The organism is Chitinophaga niabensis (assembly GCF_900129465.1).
Lineage (GTDB): Bacteria > Bacteroidota > Bacteroidia > Chitinophagales > Chitinophagaceae > Chitinophaga > Chitinophaga niabensis.
This window is the reverse complement of sequence record NZ_FSRA01000002.1, coordinates 906,836-931,491: the sequence shown is the minus strand read 5'-3', so window position 1 is coordinate 931,491 and position 24,656 is coordinate 906,836. Positions and strand designations below refer to the sequence as shown.

The window sequence follows — 24,656 nt, the reverse complement described above, 5'->3', positions numbered from 1 at the left end:
TTTTATTCTTTGGCTCTTATGCCAAAGACATCCCTTTTCATACACATTGTACACAAATATTTTCGCTGTTTTGATGGGCGTTGTAACGAGGTAAATATGTGATCTAGCTATACCTGTACTTTTTCCGGACGATATTGCCTGCTATATCATGTACCCATAGCCAGATACTCTCTCCTTCCTGCATATCCCCAAGCTTATATTCCCAGAGATCGTTTTTTAATACGGCAAAGCCTGTTTTCTTTTCTGTGCCTGAGGCATCCTGGATGGCAACTTTTACGCTTTCTACGCGGTGTTTGCCTTTGGCTTTGATGGCGATGGTCTGCTCCTGTACGCTTACTTCCACTTCCGGTTTATGGTATGCATCCTGGAAAGCTGCGTTGAAGGCAGTTTGGCCGGGTTTGGCAATAGACTTGTAGAAGGCCTTTTTAACCGGGTCTTTGATAACCTGTTTCGCGAAGTTGTTAGCCCTTTTGAAGCGCTCCTGGTTAGCGATCTGGGTAGGAGTTTTAGGAGGGTATGGCTTCGGCGGTTTGCACATGATGGTTTTTCCGTTCCGTTGACGGAAAACTACCTGGCCACCGAAAGTTCCGGTTGCCCCGCGGGTAATGACATTATGTTCCGAGATAGCCATGGTACTAAGATAGGTAATATCTGCCATATAGCAAAGCGTATCTTTAGCCTATGTCAAGCGAATATAAGATATGAGATGACCGAAAGGAAAGCCCATAAAAAAAGGGCGCCCATACAGGACGCCCTTTCGGAATTTAATCATTCAATTATCATGAACCCAGCTTCCAACCTTCACGGTAAGTCCTCTTCACAAACTGGTTAGCATCATCGAAGTTAGTGATCTTCATGTTCGGACCATCCCACAGCAGTTTGATATAACGGCCAGGATAATCAAAACCATTACCATTTGCTTTAGGCTTACGAACATCATAGCTACGGATAGCCAGGTTACCCATCAGCAAGGTTTCGGTCAATGGACCAGCGATCTCAAACGGAGAGCTCACTTCTTTTTTACCATAACCAGCGATGGCTGCATTCACCCATTGTACATAGTGCCCTTCCGGAACACGGGCAATAGTTTGTTTTACATTTACCTCTTTGTTACGGGTAGTTGGCAACAGGGTAGGAGAGATACCGTAAGTACCGCACATCATCTTACCTTTCGTACCAATAAAGATCGCCCCGTTACCACCATCACCCATTCTTTCATTTGGTCCCAGCTCTTCAGGGCGTGCAGGTTGAATACCACCGTCCATCCAATGCAGTTTCACATCCGGTTTGCCTTTTTTGCCTTTAAAGTTCAGGATGCAATGAGAAGAAGGAGGGCAACTGTCAGGGAAGTAACCTTGTTTGAACTCGTCAACATATACGCTACCTACACTGGCTTCTGCAGATTCAGGATAACCCAGGTCCAGTACACGGAAAGGAGGTTCCACGATATGGCAACCCATGTCTCCCAGGGCACCGGTACCGTAATCCCACCAGCCACGCCAGTTGAAAGGAACCAGTTTATTTACATAATCCTTTTTGGGAGCGGTACCTAACCAAAGGTCCCAATCCAGGTCTGAAGGAACCGGAGCCGGTGTTGTAGGCCAGGGAATACCTTGTGGCCAAACAGGACGGTTGGTCCAGCAATATACTTCCTTCACATCACCAATAAGGCCGGCATTATACCATTCCATCAGTTGGCGAACACCATCGCCGGAAGCACCCTGGTTGCCCATTTGGGTCACTACCTTATATTTCTTCGCAGCTTCTGTGAGCATGCGCGCTTCGTAAATATCATGCGTCAGGGGCTTTTGCACGTATACGTGTTTGCCCAGCTGCATAGCGGCCATTGCCTGGATGGCGTGACTGTGGTCCGGTGTGGATACAGAAACGGCATCAATGTTCTTGTGTTCTTTGTCCAGCATTTCGCGGTAGTCCTTGTAAAACTTCGCTTTAGGGAAACGCTTTACAGAATTTGCAGCACGACTGTCGTGCACGTCACACAGAACGGTAATATCTGCCGGTCCTTTTGCGAACTCAGCAATATCGCTTTCTCCTTTACCGCCAACTCCAATCCCTGCTACCCTTAACTTATCGCTTGGCGCTGTGTACCCTTTACCTCCTAATACGTGACGTGGAACGATCATAAATCCTGCGGCAGCTGTTGCGGTGCCCGTTAGAAATGATCTACGTGAAATCTGGTTTCCTTTGTTATTCTTTTCCGTAACCATGATTTGATAAATTTTCGTTCAATATAATAGAAAAAAGTTTAGAATTTCCAATAAAATCTATGGGCGGTTCCTTTGCTAAATCGTTTTTATACAGGGTTTGAGGAAGAAGCCCTTCCCGCAAGGCATACAAGTTAATAAATAGCCTCGTTAAGCCATCATTAAATTTGGCCGCTATGGGTATTTGTTGTTATTTTTAGCGCCATCAAAACAACCTGCTAAAATGAGTTCTACCCGCAAGCATCCGGCAGCGCTGCCGTTCTTATTCTTTTCCGAAATGTGGGAAAGGTTCGGCTTTTACCTGCTCCTGGCCATTTTACAAATGTACCTCACTGATGCTGAAACCGGCGGATGGGCTATGGACCGCAAAACAGCGGTAGATATCTTCGGTACTTTTATCGCTTTCGTTTACCTCACTCCCTTTGTGGGAGGCCTGCTGGCAGACCGGAAAATAGGGTATATCCAATCCATTATCTGGGGAGGCATCCTCATGGGTATCGGTTATTGCGGCCTCGCCGTACACAACCTCACCGTTTTTTATGCTTCCCTGGCCCTTATTTGTATAGGTAACGGTTTCTTCAAACCCAATATTTCCACCCTCTTAGGGAATGTATATAATGATGAACGTTACAAAGAGCTGAAAGATACCGGGTACAATATCTTTTACATGGGTATTAACCTCGGTGCTTTTACCTGTACGTTCATTGCTGCCTACCTGAGGAATACTATAGGATGGGGTGCTGCCTTCATTGCTGCCGGCATAGGTATGTTCATTGGTGTGATCATTTTTGTGATCGGCCTTAAACATTACCGGCATGCGGATGTGCGTAAACCGGAACAACCCGGAGACATGAGCCTGAACAGTATCTTTGCGCAGGTATTCATTCCTGTACTGGTGGTGGGTGCCATTGGATGGTTCATTCCGGGAAACATCTTCGGTACGGATTCTACGGACGCATTCATTTTCGCCTGCCTGCCCATCGTGTATTTCTTTGCTAACCTGCTGCGCAAAGCTGGGGCTACAGATAAACAACCGGTAAAAGCCCTGCTGGCTATTTTCGCGGTATCTATTTTATTCTGGGCTGTGTTCAAGCAGAACGGTACGGCCCTCACTACCTGGGCTCAATATTATACGGACAGGGAAATGCCGGCTGCATTGGTAGCTCCGGCAAAAACGCTCATGCTCTCTGAAACTGTGACCAATAAACAGGATTCTGTTGTGGCCTACGACCATGAATTCCGCGTGATCAAAAATGAAAAAGGCCAACCGGTAAAAGAACTGGGTAAACCCGTATACCTGAAAAATGTAGCGCCGGAAAAAATGCCGCCGGAAGGAGAAAGCATCAACCTCATCAATACAGAACAGTTCCAATCAGTGAACCCATTCTTCGTGATCATTCTCACGCCACTGGTGGTAGCTTTCTTTGCCTTTCTCAGAAAACGAAAGAAAGAACCTTCCACACCTACTAAGATTGCGTGGGGCCTTGTTATTTCCTCCTTATCTACCTTTATGATGGTAGGCGCCGTGATGGCTTGTGGCAACGGACAGGAGAAAGCTTCTTTCTGGTGGCTCTTCGGATGTTATGGTGTAATTACTGCGGGAGAATTATTATTAAGCCCGATGGGTCTTTCATTAGTATCGAAACTCAGCCCGCCAAGGCTTACTTCCCTGATGATGGGAGGTTGGTTCCTGGCTACTTCTATGGGGAATAAACTGTCTGGGGTATTAGCTGCCACATGGGACCTTTATGAGAATAAAGCGAATTACTTCCTCGTGAACTTTGTGTTACTGATCTTTTCAGCGGGGATCATATTTGTGATGTTGCGCTGGTTGAACAGGGTTTTCAGAGCAAATACATAAAATGCAAAGAGGGTGTTTCGGGAAAATGAAACACCCTCTTTGCATAATGCGATAGTAATGATATTAAGCCTCCCAGGTCATTATCTTCCCCCTGTCTTCTTTCTTCAAACAAACGGCCAGCATCTTTTCATCATACGCCAATCCATATTGCTGCAACACATCTTCGGGTACACCATCCCACTCATTAGGCTGATTTCCTTTGTAGCCAAGATCTTCCAACCCCATTTTGCTGGTAAAGAAGCCGGTAGCCGTCAGATTCCGTATCGTACTAAAAAAGGCTACACCCTGACTTACAAAAGGCGTGGCCCTTTCAGGGAATGCAATCTCATCCACCACCCCCAGTTGCTCTGCAGCAGCAAGTTCCGTGAATGATTTATTATGCTTTTTCAGGCAATGCATATCCAGCCAGCGCAAACCTCCACGTATGGGCGTCTGGAATTTTGGCTGATCTTTTACAATGAACTCAATGAAATCCGGCACTTTAGCATCCGTAGCACTGCCGGAATGTTCATCTTTCGGGATGATGATATCCACCAATACAGCGATCGTTTTCATCTCTGCATCCGTAAAGAACTTTTCAGCCAGCAGTGCATTATCCCGCAACACCTCTTCTGGTTGACGGCCATAATCTTTCAACACACCCGCACCTGCTTTCGCTTCTTCTTTCGGTTTAGGATCACAGGCGCTCAGGATCACGCCGGAGGACAAAGTGCCTATCATCAAGGCTTTGAGCGATTCTCTTCTATCCATGATAATTAGAGATTTTGTTTTTTCAATTCATCTACGATGTATTCTGATGCACGCATAGACAATGCGAGGATCGTCCAGGTAGGATTTTTATCTGCCTGCGAAACAAAGGCGCCACCATCTACCACAAACAGGTTCTTCACATCATGCGCCTGGTTGAACTTGTTCAGCACAGAGGTTTTCGGATCATTTCCCATACGTGTAGTACCTACTTCGTGAATAATGCGGCCCGGGTTTTCCAGTCCGTACATGGTTTCAGGCCCTGCCTTTGTTCCATTCGGAATAGCGCCCATTTCATGGAAGAGCTGCTCGAAAGTATCCTGCATGTGTTTGGCCTGTTTGATCTCATGTTCACTCCAGGTATAATTAAAGCGTAATACGGGAATACCGAATTTATCCACTACGTTCGGGTCTATCTCGCAGTAATTATCTATCCGCGGAATAGCTTCCCCTCTTCCTGCAAAACCAATACTGGCACCATAGTAACGGCGATAGTCATCTTTCAGTGCAGCGCCATATCCCCCGGCATTCCTTAATGACCTGCCGGCCTCTTTTACATGCACGCTTTCAACCCCGAAACCAAATCCATAACCGGGCATGCTCATGCCGCCTCCCATTTCAATATGATACCCCCGTGCAAAATCCAGCTTTTTATTATCCAGCCACCAGGGAACATACATATGCATGCCGCCAACGCCATCTTCATTATACCGTTTACGGTTCATCAATGCAGGAAGGAAAGCGGATCTGGATGCGCCGGTAGAATCATGTAGATATTTACCCACCACGCCGCTGGAATTAGCCAGCCCGTTAGGATGCATGGGAGATTTTGAATTAAGCAGCAAACGCGCAGATTCACAGGCGCTGGCAGCTAATACCACCACGCGGGCTGTGAGCTGATGTTCCTCCAGGGTATTCCTGTCAATATAAGAAACGCCCGTTGCCTTGCCTGAAGCATCTGTTAATACTTCCCGCACCATGGCATCTGTAAAGAGTTCCATTGTTCCGATCTTCAATGCCGGTTTAACAAGGCAGGTAGAAGAGGAGAAATCTGCATACACACTACATCCGCGACCACATTGACCGCAAAAGAAACAACTGCCGCGTTCTTTATTCACGGGCCTTGTTAGCATAGACATCCGGGAATGGATCACGGGGATCTTCAGTTTATCACCCGCCTTTTTCACCATCAGCTCATGCAGACGGGGTTTGGGAGGAGGGAGGAAAAATCCGTCCGGCTCATTATGGATACCTTCTTTGGAACCAAATACGCCGATCAGTTTATCTACCCGGTCGTAAAAAGGTTTCACATCATCATAACCAATTGGCCAATCGTCTCCATGCCCGTCAATACTGGCATGTTTAAAATCATTGGGTCCGAAACGAAGAGAGATGCGTCCCCAGTGATTTGTACGGCCTCCCAGCATACGGGACCGGAACCAGTCGAATTTGGTACCGTTCTTTTGCGTGTAAGGTTCTCCGTTAATTTCCCATCCGCCATAAGCGGCGTCAAAATCTCCGAAAGGCCGTGTGGTATTAGCACCACGGCGGGGAGATTCATAAGGCCACTTTAGCTGGGTTTGTTGTTTCGGATCTGCCGGATCATATTTGGGTCCCGCTTCCAGAAGCGCTACCTTTAAGCCAGCTTCAGATAGCACTTTTGCTGCCATACCGCCACCGGCTCCGGAGCCTACGATGCAAACGTCATACACCTTGGCCTGTTTTTTTATCTCAAATGCCATTAGGAACGTGGATTGTTTTATGAAAGATTTGACCTGTAAGGCTTTAAATCTATAAATTAAATGCGGAAATGAAAAGTGTTTTTTACTTTCGGCTTCTATTCTATGACGACTAACATACCTTATATCCTGGGAGTAGACATTGGCACAGGAAGCGCCAAAGCAGTTGCCGTACATCCCAACGGCCAGATCTCTGCTTCACACAGGCAGGCTTATCCAACAATGCATCCGCAACCCGGTTTCAGTGAGCAGGACCCGCAGGCCGTACTGGCAGCGATTATCAGTACCATTCAACATACTGTGGCGCAAATGGGTTCCTCCCCGGCAGCCATTTCCCTGAGTTGTGCCATGCACAGTTTCATGGCCGTAGACGAAAACGGGCAACCCCTCACTCCCCTGATGACCTGGGCGGACAACCGGAGTGAAAAATATGCCGCCTCACTGAAAAATACGGATGCCGGCAAAAGGATCTACGCAGCAACGGGTACTCCCATTCATCCCATGTCTCCTTTATGCAAGATCCAATGGATCAGGGAAAACCTGCCCGAAGTTTTTCAAAAGGCGGCCTGTTTCATGGGCATCAAGGAATTGTTCCTGCATCGCTGTTTCCACGAATTCATTACAGATCATTCCATTGCCTCGGCAACAGGATTATTTGATATCCGTACACTGGACTGGCATCCTGAAGCATTACAGGTGGCCGGGATCACGGATGAACGTTTACCTATTCCGGTAGAGACCACCCGTTTGTTGATTGGCATGGACCAAGCTATGGCAGGGGCTTTGGGCGTTTCTCCAGATACGCTCATCATGGCGGGCAGCAGTGACGGATGCCTTGCACAATTAGGCAGCGGAGCAGTGCAAGCCGGCCATGCTGCACTTACCATTGGCACCAGCAGCGCCATCAGGATGATGACGGCTAAACCCGCAGCAGATGAGAAAGGAAGATTATTTTCTTATGTACTCACGCCGGAGCATTATGTATGTGGTGGCGCAACCAATAACGGTGGTGGGGCTTTACAGTGGTTCTCCAAAACATTCCTGCCCTGGTCCGACTACAACGATTTCCTGAAAGTAGCATTCACAGCGCCTCCCGGCTCAGATGGATTATTGTGTTTACCCTATCTGCTGGGAGAACGTGCGCCGGTATGGGATAGCCGTGCCCGTGGAGCTTTTGTTGGAATACAGCAGCAACATGGTGCTGCGCATTTTCAACGGGCATTGATAGAAGGTATTTGTTTCGGATTATATAGTGTGGGCGAAGCGCTGGAAAGCGTGGTAAGCCCTATCCGGGAAATAACCGTAAGCGGAGGATTCACCGCATCTCCATTATGGATACAATTGCTGGCAGACATTTTCCAGAAACCCATGATCCTGCACCAGGATGAAGATGCATCTGCATTGGGAGCAGCTTTGCTGGGATGGCATGCGTTGGAAAAAATAGATGCATGGCAATTTGATCCCGCAGCTGCAGCAAGGGTTTTTGAACCAGGTGCAGAACACCTGGCCGTTTACCAGAGAAATTATAAAGCGTATTCCCTGCTGTATCAGCAGTTAAAAGAAGCGATGGAAATCTTAGGCACCCCTGTCAAACATCCGCTCTAGGTCGTTTAGCTTAAAGGAGATAAAAGTGAACCTGCCACCAGGAGAAACATTGGGTGTGGCACAGGCAAATAATTCATCGATGATATTCTGCATTTCCCTTGTTCCCAGCGGCTTTCCAACCGGAATGGCATTATTGCGCGCCATGGAGCGGACCAGATTTTCACGGCGGTTGAGCTTCAATTCAGTGCTGAAATGTTTGAACTGTTCCAGCAAACCTTCGATGCTCGCCTGCTCATTTCCCGTTTGAATATCCGCCGGCGTACCACGTACTACAAAAGTATGCATGCCAAAAGGTTCCAGGTCATACCCCAACGCCTGTAAGTCCGGCAGCATTTCTGAGATCACAACAGCGTCCGCCGGTAATAACTCCAGCGTTTGGGGGAAAAGGCTTTGCTGCGTGGCAATTGGTTTCTCAGAAAGTGCCCGCTGATAACGTTCATACAGGATGCGTTCATGCGCAGCCCGCTGATCTATCAATATGTAACCAGATTTTATCTGCGATAAGATATATTGCTGATGTACCTGCACCGGTACTTTCTGATCAGTTGCCGCTTCCTGCCAGCGTTCATCTATTACGGAAGCAGTAGAGGAAGGGGCTTCCATCTCCAATGGTTTTTCCACCGGCCCGTACAGGTCTTTCCAGTTACGAAGATTGCTGTTGCTGCCGCTATGGTCGATCATATGAGCCTGGTTGGCTTGTGTGAAAGAGCGGTAGATGGAAGTATTGGCAGATTGTACTTTCTTCTGATCAGTGAAGGGCTGTGTTAACGCATCCAGGGATTGAATGCCCGGGTCCAGTTCAAAATCCAGGGCCGGCGTAACATTGAATTGTGCCAGCGCATGTTTAACCGCAGCCTGCACAAAAGCATAGAGGATCTTTTCATCATCGAACTTGATCTCCTGTTTGGTGGGATGCACGTTAATATCCACATGTGCAGGATCGAGATCAATGAAGAGTACATATAGCGGAAAATTCTCCGAAGGGATCATTTCTGAGAAAGCAGACATCACCGCATGATTCAAATAACCGCTCTTTATAAACCGGTTATTAACAAAAAAGAACTGATCGCCCCTTGTTTTCTTAGCGGTATCCGGTTTACCTACAAATCCGGACACATTCATGTAGTCCGTACTCTCTTTTACGGTAACTAATTTGGAATTATAGTGCTGCCCCAGGATATTTACGATACGTTGCTTGAGAGAGCCTTTTTCAAGATGGAACATTTCCTGCCCATTTGAGTTAAGAGAGAACTGCAAATGAGGGAAAGCGAGCGCTACACGAATAAATTCATCCACGATATGCCGCATCTCTGCCGCATTGCTTTTGAGGAAATTTCTCCTGGCAGGTACATTGAAAAAGAGGTTTTTCATGGCGATACTGGTGCCAGGTGCAGTTTGGCAGGGTTCCTGCCTTTTCACCACACTGTTGTCTATTTCAATGAAAGTGCCGAGTTCTTCGTTATGTTTGCGTGATTTAAGTTCTACCTGGGCCACGGCTGCAATTGAAGCCAGGGCCTCACCCCGGAATCCCATAGTACGGATATGAAAAAGATCGTCGATGGTTTGGATCTTGGAAGTGGCGTGCCGTTCAAAACACATGCGGGCATCGGTATCACTCATACCACTGCCGTTATCTATGACTTGCACCAGCTCTTTGCCGGCGTCTTTGATGAAGAGTTGAATTTCCGTTGCGCCCGCGTCCACAGCGTTTTCCAGCAGTTCCTTCACTGCCGAAGCCGGCCGCTGAATAACCTCTCCTGCTGCTATCTGGTTCGCTATATTATCCGGTAACAAATTGATGATATCCGCCACTTGCCTGCCTTTTGGCATAAAGGTAGGATTAAAAAAAATATTGTTAAATACATTCAGGTGGCAAACCAATCGGCCCGGCATTTCGTAACTTTAATATTAACCTGCTTTCCCGGAACCATGCCTTTAGTATTAATACTGGTGTTAAGACGTAGTTAACACATAATCAATAGTTAACATGAAGACAAGTAATCTGCTATTTTTATGCCTGAGTTTAATGATCAGCCACTGTACTTACTCTCAAAACGGAGCTAAAACGAAACCAATGGAAGAAAAAAAGAATCCGGCGTACTCCCGTACGGATACTACTAAAGTAAACCTAACCGACGATGAGTGGAAAAAAACCTTGCCAAAAGACGTTTATGAAATAGCGAGACAAAAAGGAACTGAGTGGGCGTTCACAGGTAAATACTGGAACTCCAAAGAAAAAGGTACTTACTATTGCGCCGCTTGCGGCAACCCGCTTTTTGTGTCAGACACTAAGTTTGAAAGCGGTTGTGGCTGGCCGAGCTTTTACCAGCCCATCAGTAAAACGAGTGTGATCTACACGCCGGACAATACTCACGGTATGACACGTACCGAAGTGCAGTGCGGCAGATGTAAAGCACATCTTGGACACGTTTTTGATGACGGACCACCACCAACTGGTTTGCGTTATTGCATCAATTCCGTAATCCTGGATTTTGAAAAGGCGCAGGACGCGGAAAAGAAATTTAAGGAGAAGGAGTAAAACGTTTATTGGAAAACCGATACCTCCCCTGTGAATGCCTCCGGAACAAACCCCTGTACCGGTTTAAGTTCTCAATTTCATAGATAAGCGATTGCCTTACAGGATACTATTTCCATAAGAGAAGAAACCGCTTGTGCTTACACAAACGGTTTCTTACTGCATTAATAATTAGGGTTCTGCTTCAGCGTAGCCTGCCCATCCTTCGTACTGTTAAGGATCTCCTGTGCAGGTATAGGATAATACTCATGTTTGCCTTTCTCGAAAGACACACCATTTAAATAGGTCCGTTTCAATTTTTCTTTATCATAGTATGCATTCAACACAAGGTCTGCAATGCCCCAGCGCACCAGGTCAAAGAAGCGGTGGCCTTCCATGCCAAATTCCAAACGCTCTTCAAAGCGTACCGCTTTCCTTGCCATCACAGGATCAGCCCAGGCAGCTGTGTATAACCCCATCTTATAGTTTGCGGCATTACTGCCATCCGCTTTTTTTACAAATCCTACAGGATTTAATGCACGGGTGCGGATCATATTCACCAATTCCCTTGCTCTTTCCAGCCCGCCCAGTTCCACTTCACATTCCGCCAGCCAGAGGATCACGTGAGAATAACGGATCATCCTGTAATTGTTAGCATTCAGCCGCGGATTACTATTAAAGGTGGCGCTGCCGATATCTGATTTATAGAACAGGTGTTTCTTAGGAGAATAAGGTCCTGCATAAGCCTGGTCCCTGATGTAAGCTTTACCCGGATGATCTCCATGGTCGAGGAAAGGAATACCTCTCCGCCCAACTGTCCAGTCCAGCCTTGCATCCAAAGTACCGGCATAAGGGGTGAAGGGTGAAGTGGATTCAATTCCCTGGTCGTTTGTAACATCTGCATCATTGAAATTATCCAGCAGCGGCAAACCATTAACATCTGTTTTAAAAGCATTCACCAGGTTCTGCGAAGGTTGAAAGAACCCGCAGCAGGTAGTGGGCCCGCCATAGGGATAATTTAAAGTAGCGCCCTGGTTGCCATTTTCACCTCCTCCCGCGCCATCGTTCACGGAATGTTCTACTTCAAAAATAGATTCGGTATTATTATTTGTGGCAGCCCGGAAATTATCCGCATACCGTTCTGTTAAAATATATCCACCCTGGGCCATGATCTCATTCAGCAAAGGTTTGGCCTCTGTATACTTTTGCTGGAACAGGTAAGCCTTTGCCAGCAGGGCAGATGCTGCCCACTTTGTAGCACGCCCTTTTTGAGTTTGCCTGGGCGGCAATTGCTGGTAAGCAAAAAGGAGGTCTTCCCCGATCTTTGGCCAGATATCTTCTGTATTGGGGAGTTTCGTGCTGTTCGGATCTTCCGGGTTGTAGGTTTTTTCATCTACATAAGGCACATTTTTGAACATCTTTTTTGCTTCAAAATGAAAGTGCCCCCTCAGGAAACGAGCCTCCGCAGCGATCAGCGGTTTTTCAGCATCAGGGATGTCCGTAGCTTTCGAAAGTGCAATCAGTACATCATTACACCTGGCTACTCCATCATATACCGCACGCCATTTTCCACGGAAATGCCCATTATCCGGCAATATTTTGCGCGTTTCAATAAAAGATATTTCCGGCTGGTCGCCAGAGGTAGAACCTTTGTAGGCATCATCAGATGCCACGCTGCCATAGATCCAGTTATCCGCAGAACCATGCCAGGAGGTACCGCCGGAACCAACCCCGTCTACCAGAGAATAAGCCGCAATCAACAAAGCGTTCACACCTTTCCGGTTATTGAGCTGCTCGGGGAGTAATACACCTTTCGGTTTTACATCCAGGAAACCATCCCCGCAGGAAACGGCAATCAGCAACAGCATCATGGCCATTATTATTTTACGTATGTGCATAACAGTAAGTTTGAGTTTAGAAAGTAAGGTTTGCGCCGACCAGGTATACTTTGGAGGTAGGATAAGCTCCTTCATCCACACCCATGTGCCTGTCGTTATTAGGACTGTAAGCACGCAGGTTGATCTCGGGGTCCAGGCCTGTGTACTTTGTGATCGTGAAAAGGTTTTGGGCCTGCAGATAAACCTGCAACTGCTCAATGCCTACCCGTTTGATCAGGCTGGCCGGGAGCTTATAAGATAGCTGTACATTCTTCATCCGCAGGTAAGAACCATTTTCAAGGTAATAGGTAGATGGGTTACTGCTGATCACATCATTCGACCGTAACTGAGGCAGCAGGGCATTTGTTTTTCCTGGCCGCCAGGAGTCTTCCAGCATACGGCGGCTGCGGTTCCCGGCAAAAGTGGGGAAGTCCGTCCAGTAGCGCACATAGTTGAAGATTTTATTACCCTGCACACCTTGCGCAAAAAGCGTTAACCCAAAATTCTTATAGCCAAGCTGTACGTTAACGCCATAACTGAAATCAGGATGCGGGCTGCCAATGATCGTGCGGTCGTCCGCATTGATCACATTATTGGAGTCCAGGTCGCGGAAAATGAATTGGCCGGCTTTATTATTGGCGCCGCCGCCAAACTGTGCGGCATGTTTAGCCCCATCAGCATCTGTCTGAAAGATGCCGTCTATCACGTAACCAAAAAAAGAAGAAATGGGGTAGCCGGCCTGGGTAACTGTCATGGATGGAAGGCGGGTCGTGAAGCCAAAGTAACGGGTCTTGGGATTGCCATCTGTTACTTCAACATTATTACGGTAGCTCGAGAAGTTCACGTTGATATCATATGTGAAATCTCCTCCTGCGGCATCACTGAGAAAACTGATGCCCAGTTCGATCCCCTTGTTCACCATGGTGCCGATGTTCCGGAATGGATTGGTGGCAATGCCTTGTGTGAACTGTAATTCAACAGGGAATAACATGTCTGTGGTTTTACGGCGGAACCAGTCGAAATTAAAGCCCAGCCTGCCTTTCATCATACTGGCATCTACGCCGATGTCCAGCGAGCTGGTGGTTTCCCACTTCGCGCGGAGATTTCCGAACTGTGTGAGATCATAACCCTGCAATGCAGAAGTGCGGGAACCGTTCAGATCATAGAAAGAAGTGGTGGGGTTTGTGCCGAAGAACGTATATGCATTATAGTTACCTATTTCCTGGTTACCCGTTTGGCCATATGCAGCCCTTAATTTCAGATCGTTCACAAAGGAAATGCTTTTCATAAAATCCTCTTCAGAGATACGCCATCCCACACTGGCGGCAGGGAAATAGGCTACCCTGAACTGTTCGGCAAAACGGGAAGAACGGTCGCGGCGGAGAGTAAGGTCCAGCAGGTACCTGTCGTTATACACATAGTTCAGTTTACTGAATTCAGAAGCCAGCCGCCAATTGGAAGCACTGCCGCTGTTGGTGGAAGTTCCGCCGTTGCCTGCATCCAGGTAACGATTGTCCAGGTCATCCACAAAGAAACCAGCCCGGCCTGCTGCGAAAGCTTCCGCATAATTACCAATAGACTCCGTACCTACGATCAGGTTGAAGCGGTGTAAGGCGCCCAGCTGGAACTTATACGTAAGGGTGTTATACCATGTCCAGGTGGCCTCGTAGTTGTTATTCGTGCTAAGGTTACTGTTGGATGCGGATTCAGAAGATTCAATATCCCGGATAGTATACGTACGGATATTGAAATTGCTATAGTCTACACCAATGCTCGTACGTGCGGTAAGGTTAGGTAATATATCCGCTTCCAGGTAGGCGTTACCGAACAGCCTGATCTCTTTTCCGATATTGTCCTTGTTACGGTACAATGCCGCTACGGGGTTTTTGGCATTATCGAGGTCGCCCCCTTTTGTTCCTGCAAAATTGCCCATGATATCGTATACCGGAATAATGGGTTGCATGCGGTAGGCGAAGGAAACAGGGTTCCCTTCATTCTGATTACCGGCAGGCTGGCCTACTCTTTCACTGTAAGAAACCTGCAAGTTCTCTCCCGCGCGGAATCTTTTGTTGATATTAAATTCTGTGTTGGCGCGGAGGGAATAACGTTTGAAACCAGTATAGATCATGATCCCTTTCTGATCATAATAACCGAGGCTCATGGCATACCGGCCACCGTCTGTTCCCCCGGAAACACCTACCTGGTGGGATTGAATGGGTGCAGGGTCAAATATTTCATCCATCCAGTTGGTCCCAGTTTTATTGGCTTTAGTGATCAGCCATCTTGTTTTTTTGAAATCAGCGCCATCTATATCCGTACTGTAGTTGGCGGGATTTACACGCGGATCGTTTGCAGAAGCCCCGTCCGGGAAAATATAATCAGGCGTAACAGGATTGGCGCCACTGCCAAACTGTGCATGTTTGGGGAAACCCGTAACGGGGTCAACATTTCCTGCATTGATCCGTGATTCCCAGAGCAGGCTTGCGTATTCTGAGGTATTCAGCAGATCAAGGAATTCTCCGGGTCTTTGTGTACCATAATACATATCATACGTGAGCCGGGGTCTTCCGATCTTTCCTTTTTTTGTGGTAATGATCACTACTCCATTCCCTGCGCGGGAGCCATAGATGGAGGATGCAGAGGCATCCTTCAATACCTGCATGGTTTCAATATCATTCAGGTTGAGCGTGTTCAGATTGCCTTTGGTGGGAACACCGTCAATTACATAAAGTGGCGAGTTATCATTGATGGTTCCGTATCCACGGATCCGTACCATCACATTTCCGCCCGGTGCATTTTCATTTCCAACCGTAACTCCGGCAACGCGTCCCTGCAAAGCCTGGCCCACATTGGTGGCAGGAGCAGAGAGCAGTTGTTTTACATTAACGGTGGCAACAGCACCTGTGATATCCTTTTTAGATTGGCTGCCATAGCCTGTTACCACTACTTCGTTGAGCGTACCGGCATTTTCTGCCAGTTCAACATCCAGTTGTGTTGCGCCACTTACCTTTACTTCTTTAGGCATAAAGCCGATAAAAGAGAAAAGAAGCGTACTGCCGGAGGGGGCTGTGATCTTGTAAGTGCCGGTAGCATCAGTTACGGTGCCCTGGCTGGTGCCTTTGATAACAACCGTTACGCCGGGCAGGGGTGTTTTATCAAGACTACCGGTTACTTTGCCGGTAATGCTCACAGATTGTGCCCATGCGGTTGAGCACAGGAATAGGAGTAGCCATACGGCTAAGTGCCTGCGGGCACTGCAGTTTACGTGGAAGTACATACATGTTTAGTTTAGGATGGAAAATCGGGTTCCTCCTGGTTAACAAAATCGATTTAGCATAGCGAATGTGCGCAGTTTTTACACCGCAGTTCGTACGGGTTTTTTCTTCATGCGGGAATGGGTTTAAACGTGAAAGAATGAACTACCGCTGGTCAGCATCTCTGATCTAGATATGGAAATAGAATTGGCTAATTGTGCCCGGAGGGCGTGATACAGACTGGTCCTTTTTTCATAAACGCGTGTTAGGTTAATAATGAAAAGATAGTTTTTCTTTGTAAACGTGCTCGGGTTTAAATGGTTAATAAAACAGGGTAATGGCGTTTATCACGGATGGGCGGTAATTGAAATTACAAACTAAATTTTGAAATAGGAAGCTTTTCCGGGGAAGTTTTGCAATTAAATTTTAACCGGCAATGTAAATTGCAGTCAGTTAAGATTGAACCGGGAAAAGAACGTAGGGAAGGGAAAAGTTCAGGAGTTGAGGTTCGCCAGTTCGGCATAGATATTTGGCTCAAACTCTATGATATCGTAAACAGCCAGTTGAAACTTATCAAAAGGGTCTTCTGCCAGGATGGCTTCCACCTCGCGGCGGCTGGTCGCTTTGCAGAGGATAATACCTCCGGTACGGGGCTTCCGCCTTCCCGAAAGAATGAACTTACCTTCCCTGTACTGTTTTTCCAGGAAAGTATTGTGCGCCTCGATATAGTGGTCTATGGCCGCTAAGGGGCGGATGTATTGAACCAGGATCAGATACATAGTTTTGTCGGTCTTTCAGTAAATGGTTAAAAATCAGAATATTTACAAAGGTAGACAAATTGTTGATACCTGCTACCCGTACTGCCTTCCTAACAATTTTTAAACGTATTAGCAAAAAACATTGTATTTTTGACGGTAATTTTCAAATCCATTTAACATCTTTCTCTTTATGAAAAGAACGACTACAAGTGCACTCCTCATGATTTTCGGTGCAGCGGTCTTGTTGTTAACCGCCTGTTCCAAGGCTCCGGAAGGAGGCAAACACATTCCTAAAACAGCTGCGCTCGTTTTCGGGATCAACTCTAAACAAATTCAGGACAAGCTGGTAAAAGAAGGCCTTTCCGTTGATAAAATATTCGAGGCCGTGCAGGACAAGGATACTTCCAACGAACTGTCCAAAGCTTTGAAAGAAGCAGAAAACTCCGGCGTTGATCTGAAAGGTGATGTATATATCGCACTGATTCCAGGCGAAAAAGGCAAAAGCTATGCTTCTGTTGTTGCAAAGCTGGACGATGCCGCTAAGTTTGAAGCTTTCATCAAAGAGAAATCCAAGAAAGAGGTTAAAGCAGGAACAGACTTTAAATACATTGCTGACAAAGAAGGCCTGGTAGGTTTCAACAAAGAAACTATTATCGGCGTATTTGTGATAGATCCTAATAAATATGACTTTACCGGAGATGTAGGCGTTGCTAATGCCACTGGTACTGAAGCAGACGAAAAAGCCTGGGTAGAAGTACTGAATGGCCTCTTCCACCTGAAAGCTGATGAGTCTGTAGGTACTATCGAATCTTTCAAAGAAGTACAAAAAGAAAAAGGAGATGTATTCTTCTGGATGAGCAGCGAGCAGATCTATGCTTTCAATCCGGGCACTCCATCTGGTGTAGCCGCACTGGTTACTACCAATATCAAGAAACTCACAGCAGGTTCTTACCAAACAGCAGCAGCGCATTTCGAGAACGGTAAGATCAGGGTGAACAGCCTGGCTTATGCAGGTAAAGAGATCCAGGATATTATGAAGAAATATCCAATGGAGAAAGTGAACATCAGCGCACTGGAAAATTATCCTTCTGAAAATGTACTGGGTTTTGCCCTGATGAACTTTGACCTGCGCATGCTGGGCGATATCATCAAACTGATGGGGATGGATGGCTTTGCTAACATGGGCCTGGCCGAAACCGGTCTTACCCTGGATGATATCCTGAAAGCCTTCACCGGTGAAATTGCACTGGTAGCTTCTGATTTCAGCGTAGTAAGCAAACCTTCTGAATGGGACAGTACTTATAAAGTAACCAAACCTGAAGTTAAATGGGTGTTCAGCATGAAAGTAGGCGATAAAGCTGCTTTCGAAAAAGTAATGAACACGCCGATGGTTGGCCAGATGTTCACCAAACAAGGCACAGAATATGTACCTAATCAACCCATGGGCGAAGTTGCAGTATCTATCAACGATAAACGCATCCTCGCAGCCTCTGATAATGGTCTGCTGACCTCTTATTCAGCAGGTAAATCCAAAGTGAAGCTGGATGAAGGTGTGCTGAGTAAAGCAAAAGGTAATGTAATGAGCATGTACCTGAGCGTAGAGAAACTGGTAAACAACCTTCCTGCTGAAGAAATGAAACTTCCGGACAGCGTACTGAATGATGTGAAAGGTCTGCTGAAAGACTTTACCGTATCTACAGAACCCAGCAATGGCAAATCACAGCGCTCTACCATGGAACTGAACTTCAAGAATGAAAATCAGAATACCCTGGTGCAGATCGTTAACTTCTCTAAGAAAATGTTCGCTTACTACAGCGCACATAAGAAAGAGCAGGAAGCTGCCTGGGGCAATGGTGATGCCATGGCAGCTGATACCGTTGCTGTAGCTGTTGACAGCGCGGTAGCGGCACCGGCAACTAATTAATAAGGAAAATATTATCCTTCTTTAAAAAGCTGCTCCATAACGGGGCAGCTTTTTATTTATCGTTATATTTATTCTTTCAAACAGAAAGGACATGCAGATCCAGTTATCTGCGGTAGTGCCCGTTCCGCTGCGTGATAAAGTATTGCAGCAGCAGTCGGACATATGGAACCGCGACATTACGTTTTCGCCCGCACAGTTCATTAAGATCAAGGCACCTTCCGGTACCGGTAAAACCACGCTGGTACATTACCTGTACAATATCCGGTACGACTATACCGGAACCATCCGTATCAACGATAAGCCCTGGCCCTCTTATTCCAAAGACCAGCTGGCCGTTATGCGCCAGCAGCAGATCAGTGTAATATTCCAGGACCTCCGCCTGTTTGATCAGCTTTCCGCATTGGAGAACATAGAACTGAAAAGAGTGATGCAGCCGGAGCCGTACTACCCGGCAGAAAAGATAAAGGAAATGGCAGACCGCCTGGGTGTAAGCCATGTGCTCAACCAGAGCGGCGCTACTTTGTCTTACGGGGAAAGGCAACGTATTGCCATTATCCGGGCACTCATGCAACCGTTCGAATGGCTGATGATGGACGAACCTTTCAGCCACCTGGATGAAGCCAATGCTACCAAAGCAGCCAGGCTGATCGCAGAAGAGTGCAGTGCCCGCAAGGCCGGCTTCGTTCTTACAGACCTCGACCATGATCAACATTTCGACTATCACGTGACCTATCATTTATAACATGCAGTTTTATCAGATACTCAAAAAGATCATCCGCACCGGCGTTGGCAAGGGGCGTTTCTGGATGGCCGCCATTGGCCTGGGAATAGCCATGTTGCTGATACTCGTGGCCCTGCAGGTGCATCAGAACTTTAACGAACTATTGCACAGTGAGAAGAATGAGAATGAAACGGCAGACTTCCTGGTGATCAATAAAAAGATCACGAACGATATGATGGGCAGGCCGGAAATGAGCACCTTCACTCCTGAAGAAATTAAAGACCTGGCCGCACAACCATTCGTGAACGGCTTCGGCATTGTTACAGCAGCAGATTTCAGCGTAAAGCTGGAAATGGATAAACTGGGCATCACCTCAGAACTCTTCTTTGAAGCGGTGCCGGATAGTTTTATTGACGTAAAGTCCACGGACTGGAAATGGACCGAGGGCCAGCAGGAGATCCCGGTGATCATACCCAGTAGTTTCCTGGATATGTTCAACTTTGGATTTGCCATGGGTAATGGCATGCCGCAATTCTCTGAAGAAACCATCAAAACATTATCCCCCACCGTTGTGATCAGCCAGGGTATGCGCAGTGGCCGTTTTGCAGCCAGAATCGTAGGATTCTCAGATCGTATTTCCACCGTACTGGTGCCCATGTCTTTAATGGAATGGGGGAATGTGGCTTTCGGGACCGGCAAATCCAAAGCCCCTTCAAGAGTGATCATCAAATCCAAAGATCCGAGCGACCCTATACTCAGTAAATACCTGGATACACATAATTACTCCACCAATAGAGAAAAGACGCGTTTCAGCAAGACCCGGGTTATTGTACAAACCATTGTTAGTGTAGTAGGTTTCTTTGGATTGGTATTGCTGATCTTTGCCCTGCTGGTGTTCAGTATGTTCATCCAGTTAGTGATAGAATCCTGCCGGAAGGAGATCCGGTTATTGATCACATTAGGGGCTGCCCCCCGCCAGTTACAGCGATATCTGCTGAAACAGTTTGTGCCTTTGTATGTTGTGATCGGCTTACTGGCCCTGGCACTTGTGGCTGGATTGCAATGGTGGGTTTCCGGGGTCCTTGCAAAACATAAGATGTTTGTGTCTGCCATGCCGGGTATTGCAGCCGTTATTGCTACAGCCGTTATTCTCTTGCTGGTATATATCGTGAACCTTAGATCCGTAAAAAAGCATATTGCAGGTATGTAAATCTTTCATTTATGAAAAAGACCCTGTTCCTACTTATTTCTCTTGCATGCATGAGCGCTGCCATTGCGCAGAAAACTATCCTGCATTGCGGCACCCTCATAGATGGCGTGTCTGACAAACCCCGCCAGCAGATGTCTGTGATCATTGAAGGCAAAAAGATCCTGGAGATAAAACCGGGGTATATAACACCTGCCGCAGGAGATAAAGTGATAGACCTGAAAACGCAAACCGTTATGCCAGGTTGGATGGACATGCATGTGCATCTGGAGTCGCAAACCAGTAAAACCGCGTATTCGGACCAATTTACACAAAACCCTGCGGACCTTGCTTACGTGAGTGTCCGATATGCAGAACGTACTTTGCTTACCGGTTTTACAACCGTAAGGGACCTTGGCGGTTCCGGTGTAAACATTGCGCTCCGCAATGCTATCAACAAAGGCCTGATCATTGGCCCGCGTGTATTTACGGCAGGTAAATCTATTGCCACTACCGGTGGCCATGCTGATCCTACCAATGGATACCGTAAAGACCTGATGGGAGATCCGGGACCTGAAGCCGGCGTTGTAAATGGCCCGGACGAATGCCGTAAAGCTGTAAGGCAGGCATACAAAAACGGATCGGACCTCATTAAGATCACCGCAACAGGTGGTGTGTTGAGTGTGGCAAAAGATGGCAGCAGCCCTCAGTTCACAGAAGAAGAACTGCAGGCAATTGTAAGTACTGCAAAGGACTACAATATGAAAGTGGCTGCCCATGCACATGGTGCGGAAGGAATTAAAAGAGCCATCCGCGCAGGCGTTACTTCGATAGAACATGGCACCAAAATGGACGATGAGGGGATGGCCCTGGCTATTAAACATGGCACCTGGTATGTACCCACCATCACTGCAGGCCGTTCTGTAGCAGATTCTGCAAAGATCCCCGGTTATTATCCGGATATCGTAAAACCCAAAGCGGAATCCATTGGCCCTTTGATCCAGCAAACTTTCGCCAAAGCCTGGAAGAAAGGGGTGAAGATTGCTTTTGGTACAGATGCAGGGGTATATATGCATGGCCGCAACTGGCTTGAATTCACCTATATGGTTGAAAGTGGGATGCCTGCCATGGATGCCATTAAATCCGCTACCATTAAAGCGGCAGAATTACTGGGCATGGAAGATCAGCTGGGAAGTATAGAGGCAGGAAAGATTGCAGACTTCACAGCCGTGAACGGAGATCCGCTGAAAGACATCCAGGCGATGGGGCAGGTGAGCTTTGTAATGAAAGACGGCTTGATTTTTAAGCAGGGAACCAGTAACTTGTCCACTGTTCAAAAATAAAGAGCCATGCCTTACACAAGAAAATTTGTGCACGTTGTAAACTTCTATCTCAAACCTGACCTGTCTGCCGCAGATGTAAGGGCATTTGAAGAAGGAGTAAGCACGCTGGGAAAAATAGAGAGCCTGCTGGTGTTCAATGTAGGCAAACCCGCCAATACAGACCGTCCGGTAATAGACAGGAGTTACAGCTATTGCCTGCTCACCGTTTTTAACGATGAGGCCGGCCACGATGTTTACCAGGAACACCCGGTGCATCTGAAGTTCATTGAGAACTGCAATCACCTCTGGGAGAAAGTAGTGATCTTTGATTCGGAAACCATCCAGTTATAAAATTGAAAACGGGGCCTTTAAAGCCCCGTTTTTTATGCTTCCTCATCGTAAGGAATAACGAAAGTATGTTTAACCCGGTGTGAGATCCGTAAATAGGGGATCCATATAATGGCAACCAGCGCAGTCTGGATAATATCTTTTAGATTATCTGTGAATGTATGCACATTGAAAAGGGCATCTGCCAAAAGATAATCTGCCAGTACGAACAGTATATTGAATGCCAGCAAAAAAACCATGGTACGGGGAAAAAGGTCTCTCCTTCTGAAATACAGGAATGGCATTAAGCAGGAAAGTACGAGCAGGAACACATTGCCAATTACTTCCAGCAATAAGAACAATTGCATCAGGGAGAGATTTTTATCCGGATAGGCCGCGCTCAATCCGGCCCATACTGAATTCCGAAATGTTTCCATTTGGAACAGACCTATTATAACGAGCACAGGTCTGATCACCACGCCAATACCCAACAATGCTAACCAGCCACCTATTGCCCAGGCTTCGTCTGTAGAATGTAACTGCGGAACAGAACGTTTATAATATTTCGCTGCCAGGTAAATGAAGAAGGCCCCGCTGGCAAATGCCAGGAATAATACCAGCCAGTTGATCCCGGAAGGACCGGCATTTCCCTTTGCTGCCCTGGAGGGATCATAACTAAAAACATACCCGGTGGAATTCACCAGTTCATCCATGTCTTTGATGTATTTTTTCATCCCCTCTGCAGGAATATGATCACTCTTGGCCTCGAAATCATATTTCAGGGAAACGATCTTATTATTCAATACCGGCGTGAATGTAAATGTGTAGTACTTACTATCCAGGGTATAGGCTTTCGCATCCAGCGCCCAGGGTTCAGGGAACTTTAAGGAGATGGTATACTTCAGCTCATTCGGAAAAAGCAGTGTTACCGGCTTTTTCCGGCTTTCATTCACAATGATTATTTTATCCTTGAGGATATGTGCGCTGCTGGTGAAAGAAAGCCTGTTATTATTGGCGCTGTCTATCTTCCATGGTTCTTCAATCCTGTACTTTTCTTCTACTTTGATCTTGTTCTCTTCAGTAAGATCAGTGATAAGGATGGAATCCAGCAATTCTACTTTCCCATAGATCTTCTTGTAGAAGTCCTCATAACTGGTCTTAAGGTTCTTCATACTGGTGTTTGCCACCATGGAACGAAGATTGTCTGCATACAACCGGTATATTCTGAAAGCACGGTGAGCTTCGCAGAATCATTATCAAAGTCAGCGAGCGTGATATCTTCGTTCACCACCAGTTTGCCGAAGTTTTTCAGTGGAATATCTGTTAAAGCAGTGGAGCCGTCACCTAATACCAATGCTTTCCTGAAATCAGGGTTGTAGCGGTTTTTCAGGCTTCCGCGCTGTAAGGAAAAAGTGGCGTCTACCCAATAGGTCTGATCATTTAAGAGTACTTTGGTAATAACGTGATTGAAGCGGCCCGGGCTGGGTTGCTCTTCTTCGATCTTTCCTTTCAGGCTGTGTTCACATAAGCCATATAGGCTGTGATGCCATTTGCACGAAGGAGGGCGCACAGCAGCAGGGATTTATCCTTGCAATCACCAAACCGTTGCCTGCAGACCTTTTCCGGCATATTAGGGCGATGAGAATATTCCCCCATTTCTATGCCCATGTAACGGATATCGTCCTGCACAAAACGGATGGCTTCCAGCAGATATTTCTCCTTATCATCTCCTGCCAATTTTTTGATCTGAGCAATACGGGATTGTAATTCTGTGCCGGCTAAAGGAACATCATTCACTTTTGCTGCCCAATCCACCACTTCTTTCCAGCTGTTGTACTCGCTGATCTCATAATGCGGGTAACCTGTATACCAGGAAGGCTGGTAATCTTCCGGGTCCAGGATATGCACTTTGTTTCCCAGGTTCCACTCATACAGGTCAAGACCATTCATGGACCGCTTTGCCGGTTCGGGTGCATTATTGAAGGCCTTGAAATATAACTTCCGGGCCGGGCTTACGATCAGGGCCTTATAAAAATTGGTGACTGGTTCGTATGAGGTGAGGTATAATATTTCAGAAAACTTATTGGCGAAGATGGGATTCTCCCCGGTAACAGAATAGGCATATTCGATCTGATCTCCTTTCCGCACATCTTCTACCAGGTAAAAAGCATTGTAGGTGCCGCTGTAGATATGCAGGGAGAGTTCTTCCTCTTTCTGAATGATCTTGAACTTACCGGGACTAAGACGATTAATAACCGTTCCGTTCCGGCGGATCAGCACTTCATGGAACAGTAGCTTTTCATATTCCGGGTTATAGGGAACATTGATCTGTGAACCATTCTGTATACCGGTTTCAGAAACAATATGGCGGATGATATGCCGGTAGATGGTTTTTTGCTCAACGTGGTATTGTTCTTCAAACAATAACTGGTAATATCCATCGCTGACATCTTTTGTGTCAGTGTTCAAAGAAGCATCCGGCTTATAAGGAACGAGCCATCCCGGCTTTGCGGCCGTGGAAAAATTCTTTCCCTGCGCCCAACCAGGCGCGGGCAAGAGTAGCAGAAATAACAGGAAGGAATAGCGGTACATGGG

19 protein-coding genes are annotated in these 24,656 nt (G+C 46.8%); 8 read left to right on the top strand and 11 right to left on the bottom strand.

Annotation, left to right across the window (positions count from 1 at the left end; all coding sequences use genetic code 11):
* Window positions 1-103 precede the first annotated feature (103 nt).
* Window positions 104-658, bottom strand: a complete 555-nt coding sequence (locus BUR42_RS20755; RefSeq protein WP_074241527.1) for a hypothetical protein — start codon at window positions 656-658, stop codon at window positions 104-106.
* A gap of 121 nt (window positions 659-779) precedes the next feature.
* Window positions 780-2,228: a Gfo/Idh/MocA family protein gene (locus tag BUR42_RS20750; protein WP_074241526.1), complete on the bottom strand. Its 1,449-nt coding sequence runs from the start codon at window positions 2,226-2,228 to the stop codon at window positions 780-782.
* Window positions 2,229-2,448: 220 nt separating this feature from the next.
* Between BUR42_RS20750 and BUR42_RS20745 the strand changes: the two genes are divergently transcribed.
* Complete coding sequence (locus BUR42_RS20745) at window positions 2,449-4,086, top strand: peptide MFS transporter (protein ID WP_074241525.1); 1,638 nt, start codon at window positions 2,449-2,451, stop codon at window positions 4,084-4,086.
* A 63-nt stretch (window positions 4,087-4,149) separates the two neighbouring features.
* Here BUR42_RS20745 and BUR42_RS20740 read toward each other — a convergent pair whose 3' ends face one another.
* The gene (locus BUR42_RS20740; protein WP_074241524.1) at window positions 4,150-4,836 is read right to left on the bottom strand and encodes a gluconate 2-dehydrogenase subunit 3 family protein; all 687 of its coding nucleotides are present in this window, start codon (window positions 4,834-4,836) and stop codon (window positions 4,150-4,152) included.
* Window positions 4,837-4,841: 5 nt separating this feature from the next.
* A complete protein-coding gene (locus tag BUR42_RS20735) occupies window positions 4,842-6,575 on the bottom strand; it encodes a GMC family oxidoreductase (protein ID WP_074241523.1) in 1,734 nt (577 codons plus the stop codon).
* A 102-nt stretch (window positions 6,576-6,677) separates the two neighbouring features.
* Here BUR42_RS20735 and BUR42_RS20730 point away from each other — a divergent pair, with 102 nt between their 5' ends.
* Entirely contained in the window at window positions 6,678-8,177 is a 1,500-nt protein-coding gene (locus BUR42_RS20730; RefSeq protein WP_074241522.1) for a gluconokinase, read from the top strand.
* Here the strand turns inward: BUR42_RS20730 and mutL are convergent.
* Window positions 8,148-10,007 carry a DNA mismatch repair endonuclease MutL gene (mutL, locus tag BUR42_RS20725; protein WP_234979773.1) on the bottom strand — a complete coding sequence of 620 codons (1,860 nt, stop codon included), beginning with the start codon at window positions 10,005-10,007 and terminating at the stop codon, window positions 8,148-8,150. The genes BUR42_RS20730 and mutL overlap by 30 nt on opposite strands.
* Before the next feature lie 157 nt (window positions 10,008-10,164).
* Here mutL and msrB point away from each other — a divergent pair, with 157 nt between their 5' ends.
* A complete protein-coding gene (gene msrB / locus BUR42_RS20720) occupies window positions 10,165-10,716 on the top strand; it encodes a peptide-methionine (R)-S-oxide reductase MsrB (protein WP_074241521.1) in 552 nt (183 codons plus the stop codon).
* A 161-nt stretch (window positions 10,717-10,877) separates the two neighbouring features.
* Here the strand turns inward: msrB and BUR42_RS20715 are convergent, their stop codons facing one another.
* The 3 genes from BUR42_RS20715 to BUR42_RS20705 all read right to left on the bottom strand — a co-directional run bounded on the left by BUR42_RS20715 (window position 10,878) and on the right by BUR42_RS20705 (window position 16,602).
* Window positions 10,878-12,590: a RagB/SusD family nutrient uptake outer membrane protein gene (locus BUR42_RS20715; RefSeq protein WP_074241520.1), complete on the bottom strand. Its 1,713-nt coding sequence runs from the start codon at window positions 12,588-12,590 to the stop codon at window positions 10,878-10,880.
* Window positions 12,591-12,606: 16 nt separating this feature from the next.
* Window positions 12,607-15,846: a SusC/RagA family TonB-linked outer membrane protein gene (locus BUR42_RS20710; RefSeq protein ID WP_074241519.1), complete on the bottom strand. Its 3,240-nt coding sequence runs from the start codon at window positions 15,844-15,846 to the stop codon at window positions 12,607-12,609.
* A gap of 471 nt (window positions 15,847-16,317) precedes the next feature.
* Entirely contained in the window at window positions 16,318-16,602 is a 285-nt protein-coding gene (locus BUR42_RS20705) for a YciI family protein (RefSeq protein WP_074241518.1), read from the bottom strand.
* A gap of 169 nt (window positions 16,603-16,771) precedes the next feature.
* On the opposite strand from BUR42_RS20705, the gene BUR42_RS20700 reads away from it, so the two are divergent.
* The 5 genes from BUR42_RS20700 to BUR42_RS20680 all read left to right on the top strand — a co-directional run bounded on the left by BUR42_RS20700 (window position 16,772) and on the right by BUR42_RS20680 (window position 22,085).
* On the top strand, window positions 16,772-18,505 hold the full coding sequence (locus BUR42_RS20700; RefSeq protein WP_084185736.1) for a DUF4836 family protein: 1,734 nt from the start codon (window positions 16,772-16,774) through the stop codon (window positions 18,503-18,505).
* 91 nt (window positions 18,506-18,596) lie between these two features.
* A complete protein-coding gene (locus BUR42_RS20695) occupies window positions 18,597-19,247 on the top strand; it encodes an ATP-binding cassette domain-containing protein (RefSeq protein WP_074241516.1) in 651 nt (216 codons plus the stop codon).
* Window position 19,248: 1 nt separating this feature from the next.
* Complete coding sequence (locus tag BUR42_RS20690; RefSeq protein WP_074241515.1) at window positions 19,249-20,436, top strand: FtsX-like permease family protein; 1,188 nt, start codon at window positions 19,249-19,251, stop codon at window positions 20,434-20,436.
* 11 nt (window positions 20,437-20,447) lie between these two features.
* Window positions 20,448-21,755, top strand: coding sequence for a metal-dependent hydrolase family protein (locus BUR42_RS20685; protein ID WP_074241514.1), 1,308 nt, complete (start codon window positions 20,448-20,450; stop codon window positions 21,753-21,755).
* Between the two features lie 6 nt (window positions 21,756-21,761).
* A complete protein-coding gene (locus BUR42_RS20680; protein WP_074241513.1) occupies window positions 21,762-22,085 on the top strand; it encodes a Dabb family protein in 324 nt (107 codons plus the stop codon).
* A gap of 32 nt (window positions 22,086-22,117) precedes the next feature.
* Here BUR42_RS20680 and BUR42_RS20675 read toward each other — a convergent pair whose 3' ends face one another.
* The 3 genes from BUR42_RS20675 to BUR42_RS20665 are packed head-to-tail and all read right to left on the bottom strand — an operon-like array spanning window position 22,118 to window position 24,653.
* Window positions 22,118-23,233, bottom strand: coding sequence for a DUF2569 domain-containing protein (locus BUR42_RS20675; RefSeq protein WP_159442317.1), 1,116 nt, complete (start codon window positions 23,231-23,233; stop codon window positions 22,118-22,120).
* Entirely contained in the window at window positions 23,230-23,631 is a 402-nt protein-coding gene (locus BUR42_RS29615; protein ID WP_143197537.1) for a hypothetical protein, read from the bottom strand. Before BUR42_RS29615 ends, BUR42_RS20675 begins: the two co-directional genes overlap by 4 nt.
* Window positions 23,571-24,653: a DUF3857 domain-containing transglutaminase family protein gene (locus tag BUR42_RS20665; protein WP_074241510.1), complete on the bottom strand. Its 1,083-nt coding sequence runs from the start codon at window positions 24,651-24,653 to the stop codon at window positions 23,571-23,573. The genes BUR42_RS29615 and BUR42_RS20665 overlap by 61 nt, the downstream gene beginning before the upstream one ends.
* Between the last annotated feature and the right edge of the window lie 3 nt (window positions 24,654-24,656).

Bases quoted from the DNA above. Each gene is read 5' to 3' on its own strand.
- BUR42_RS20755 (WP_074241527.1), bottom strand. From the start codon at position 658: ATGGCAGATATTACCTATCTTAGTACCATGGCTATCTCGGAACATAAT.
- BUR42_RS20750 (WP_074241526.1), bottom strand. From the start codon at position 2,228: ATGGTTACGGAAAAGAATAACAAAGGAAACCAGATTTCACGTAGATCA.
- BUR42_RS20740 (WP_074241524.1), bottom strand. From the start codon at position 4,836: ATGGATAGAAGAGAATCGCTCAAAGCCTTGATGATAGGCACTTTGTCC.
- BUR42_RS20685 (WP_074241514.1), top strand. From the start codon at position 20,448: ATGAAAAAGACCCTGTTCCTACTTATTTCTCTTGCATGCATGAGCGCT.
- BUR42_RS20700 (WP_084185736.1), top strand. From the start codon at position 16,772: ATGAAAAGAACGACTACAAGTGCACTCCTCATGATTTTCGGTGCAGCG.
- BUR42_RS20675 (WP_159442317.1), bottom strand. From the start codon at position 23,233: ATGAAGAACCTTAAGACCAGTTATGAGGACTTCTACAAGAAGATCTAT.
- BUR42_RS20705 (WP_074241518.1), bottom strand. From the start codon at position 16,602: ATGTATCTGATCCTGGTTCAATACATCCGCCCCTTAGCGGCCATAGAC.
- BUR42_RS20745 (WP_074241525.1), top strand. From the start codon at position 2,449: ATGAGTTCTACCCGCAAGCATCCGGCAGCGCTGCCGTTCTTATTCTTT.
- BUR42_RS20690 (WP_074241515.1), top strand. From the start codon at position 19,249: ATGCAGTTTTATCAGATACTCAAAAAGATCATCCGCACCGGCGTTGGC.
- mutL (WP_234979773.1), bottom strand. From the start codon at position 10,007: ATGCCAAAAGGCAGGCAAGTGGCGGATATCATCAATTTGTTACCGGAT.
- BUR42_RS20695 (WP_074241516.1), top strand. From the start codon at position 18,597: ATGCAGATCCAGTTATCTGCGGTAGTGCCCGTTCCGCTGCGTGATAAA.
- BUR42_RS20735 (WP_074241523.1), bottom strand. From the start codon at position 6,575: ATGGCATTTGAGATAAAAAAACAGGCCAAGGTGTATGACGTTTGCATC.
- BUR42_RS20715 (WP_074241520.1), bottom strand. From the start codon at position 12,590: ATGCACATACGTAAAATAATAATGGCCATGATGCTGTTGCTGATTGCC.
- BUR42_RS20665 (WP_074241510.1), bottom strand. From the start codon at position 24,653: ATGTACCGCTATTCCTTCCTGTTATTTCTGCTACTCTTGCCCGCGCCT.
- msrB (WP_074241521.1), top strand. From the start codon at position 10,165: ATGAAGACAAGTAATCTGCTATTTTTATGCCTGAGTTTAATGATCAGC.
- BUR42_RS20710 (WP_074241519.1), bottom strand. From the start codon at position 15,846: ATGTACTTCCACGTAAACTGCAGTGCCCGCAGGCACTTAGCCGTATGG.
- BUR42_RS20730 (WP_074241522.1), top strand. From the start codon at position 6,678: ATGACGACTAACATACCTTATATCCTGGGAGTAGACATTGGCACAGGA.
- BUR42_RS20680 (WP_074241513.1), top strand. From the start codon at position 21,762: ATGCCTTACACAAGAAAATTTGTGCACGTTGTAAACTTCTATCTCAAA.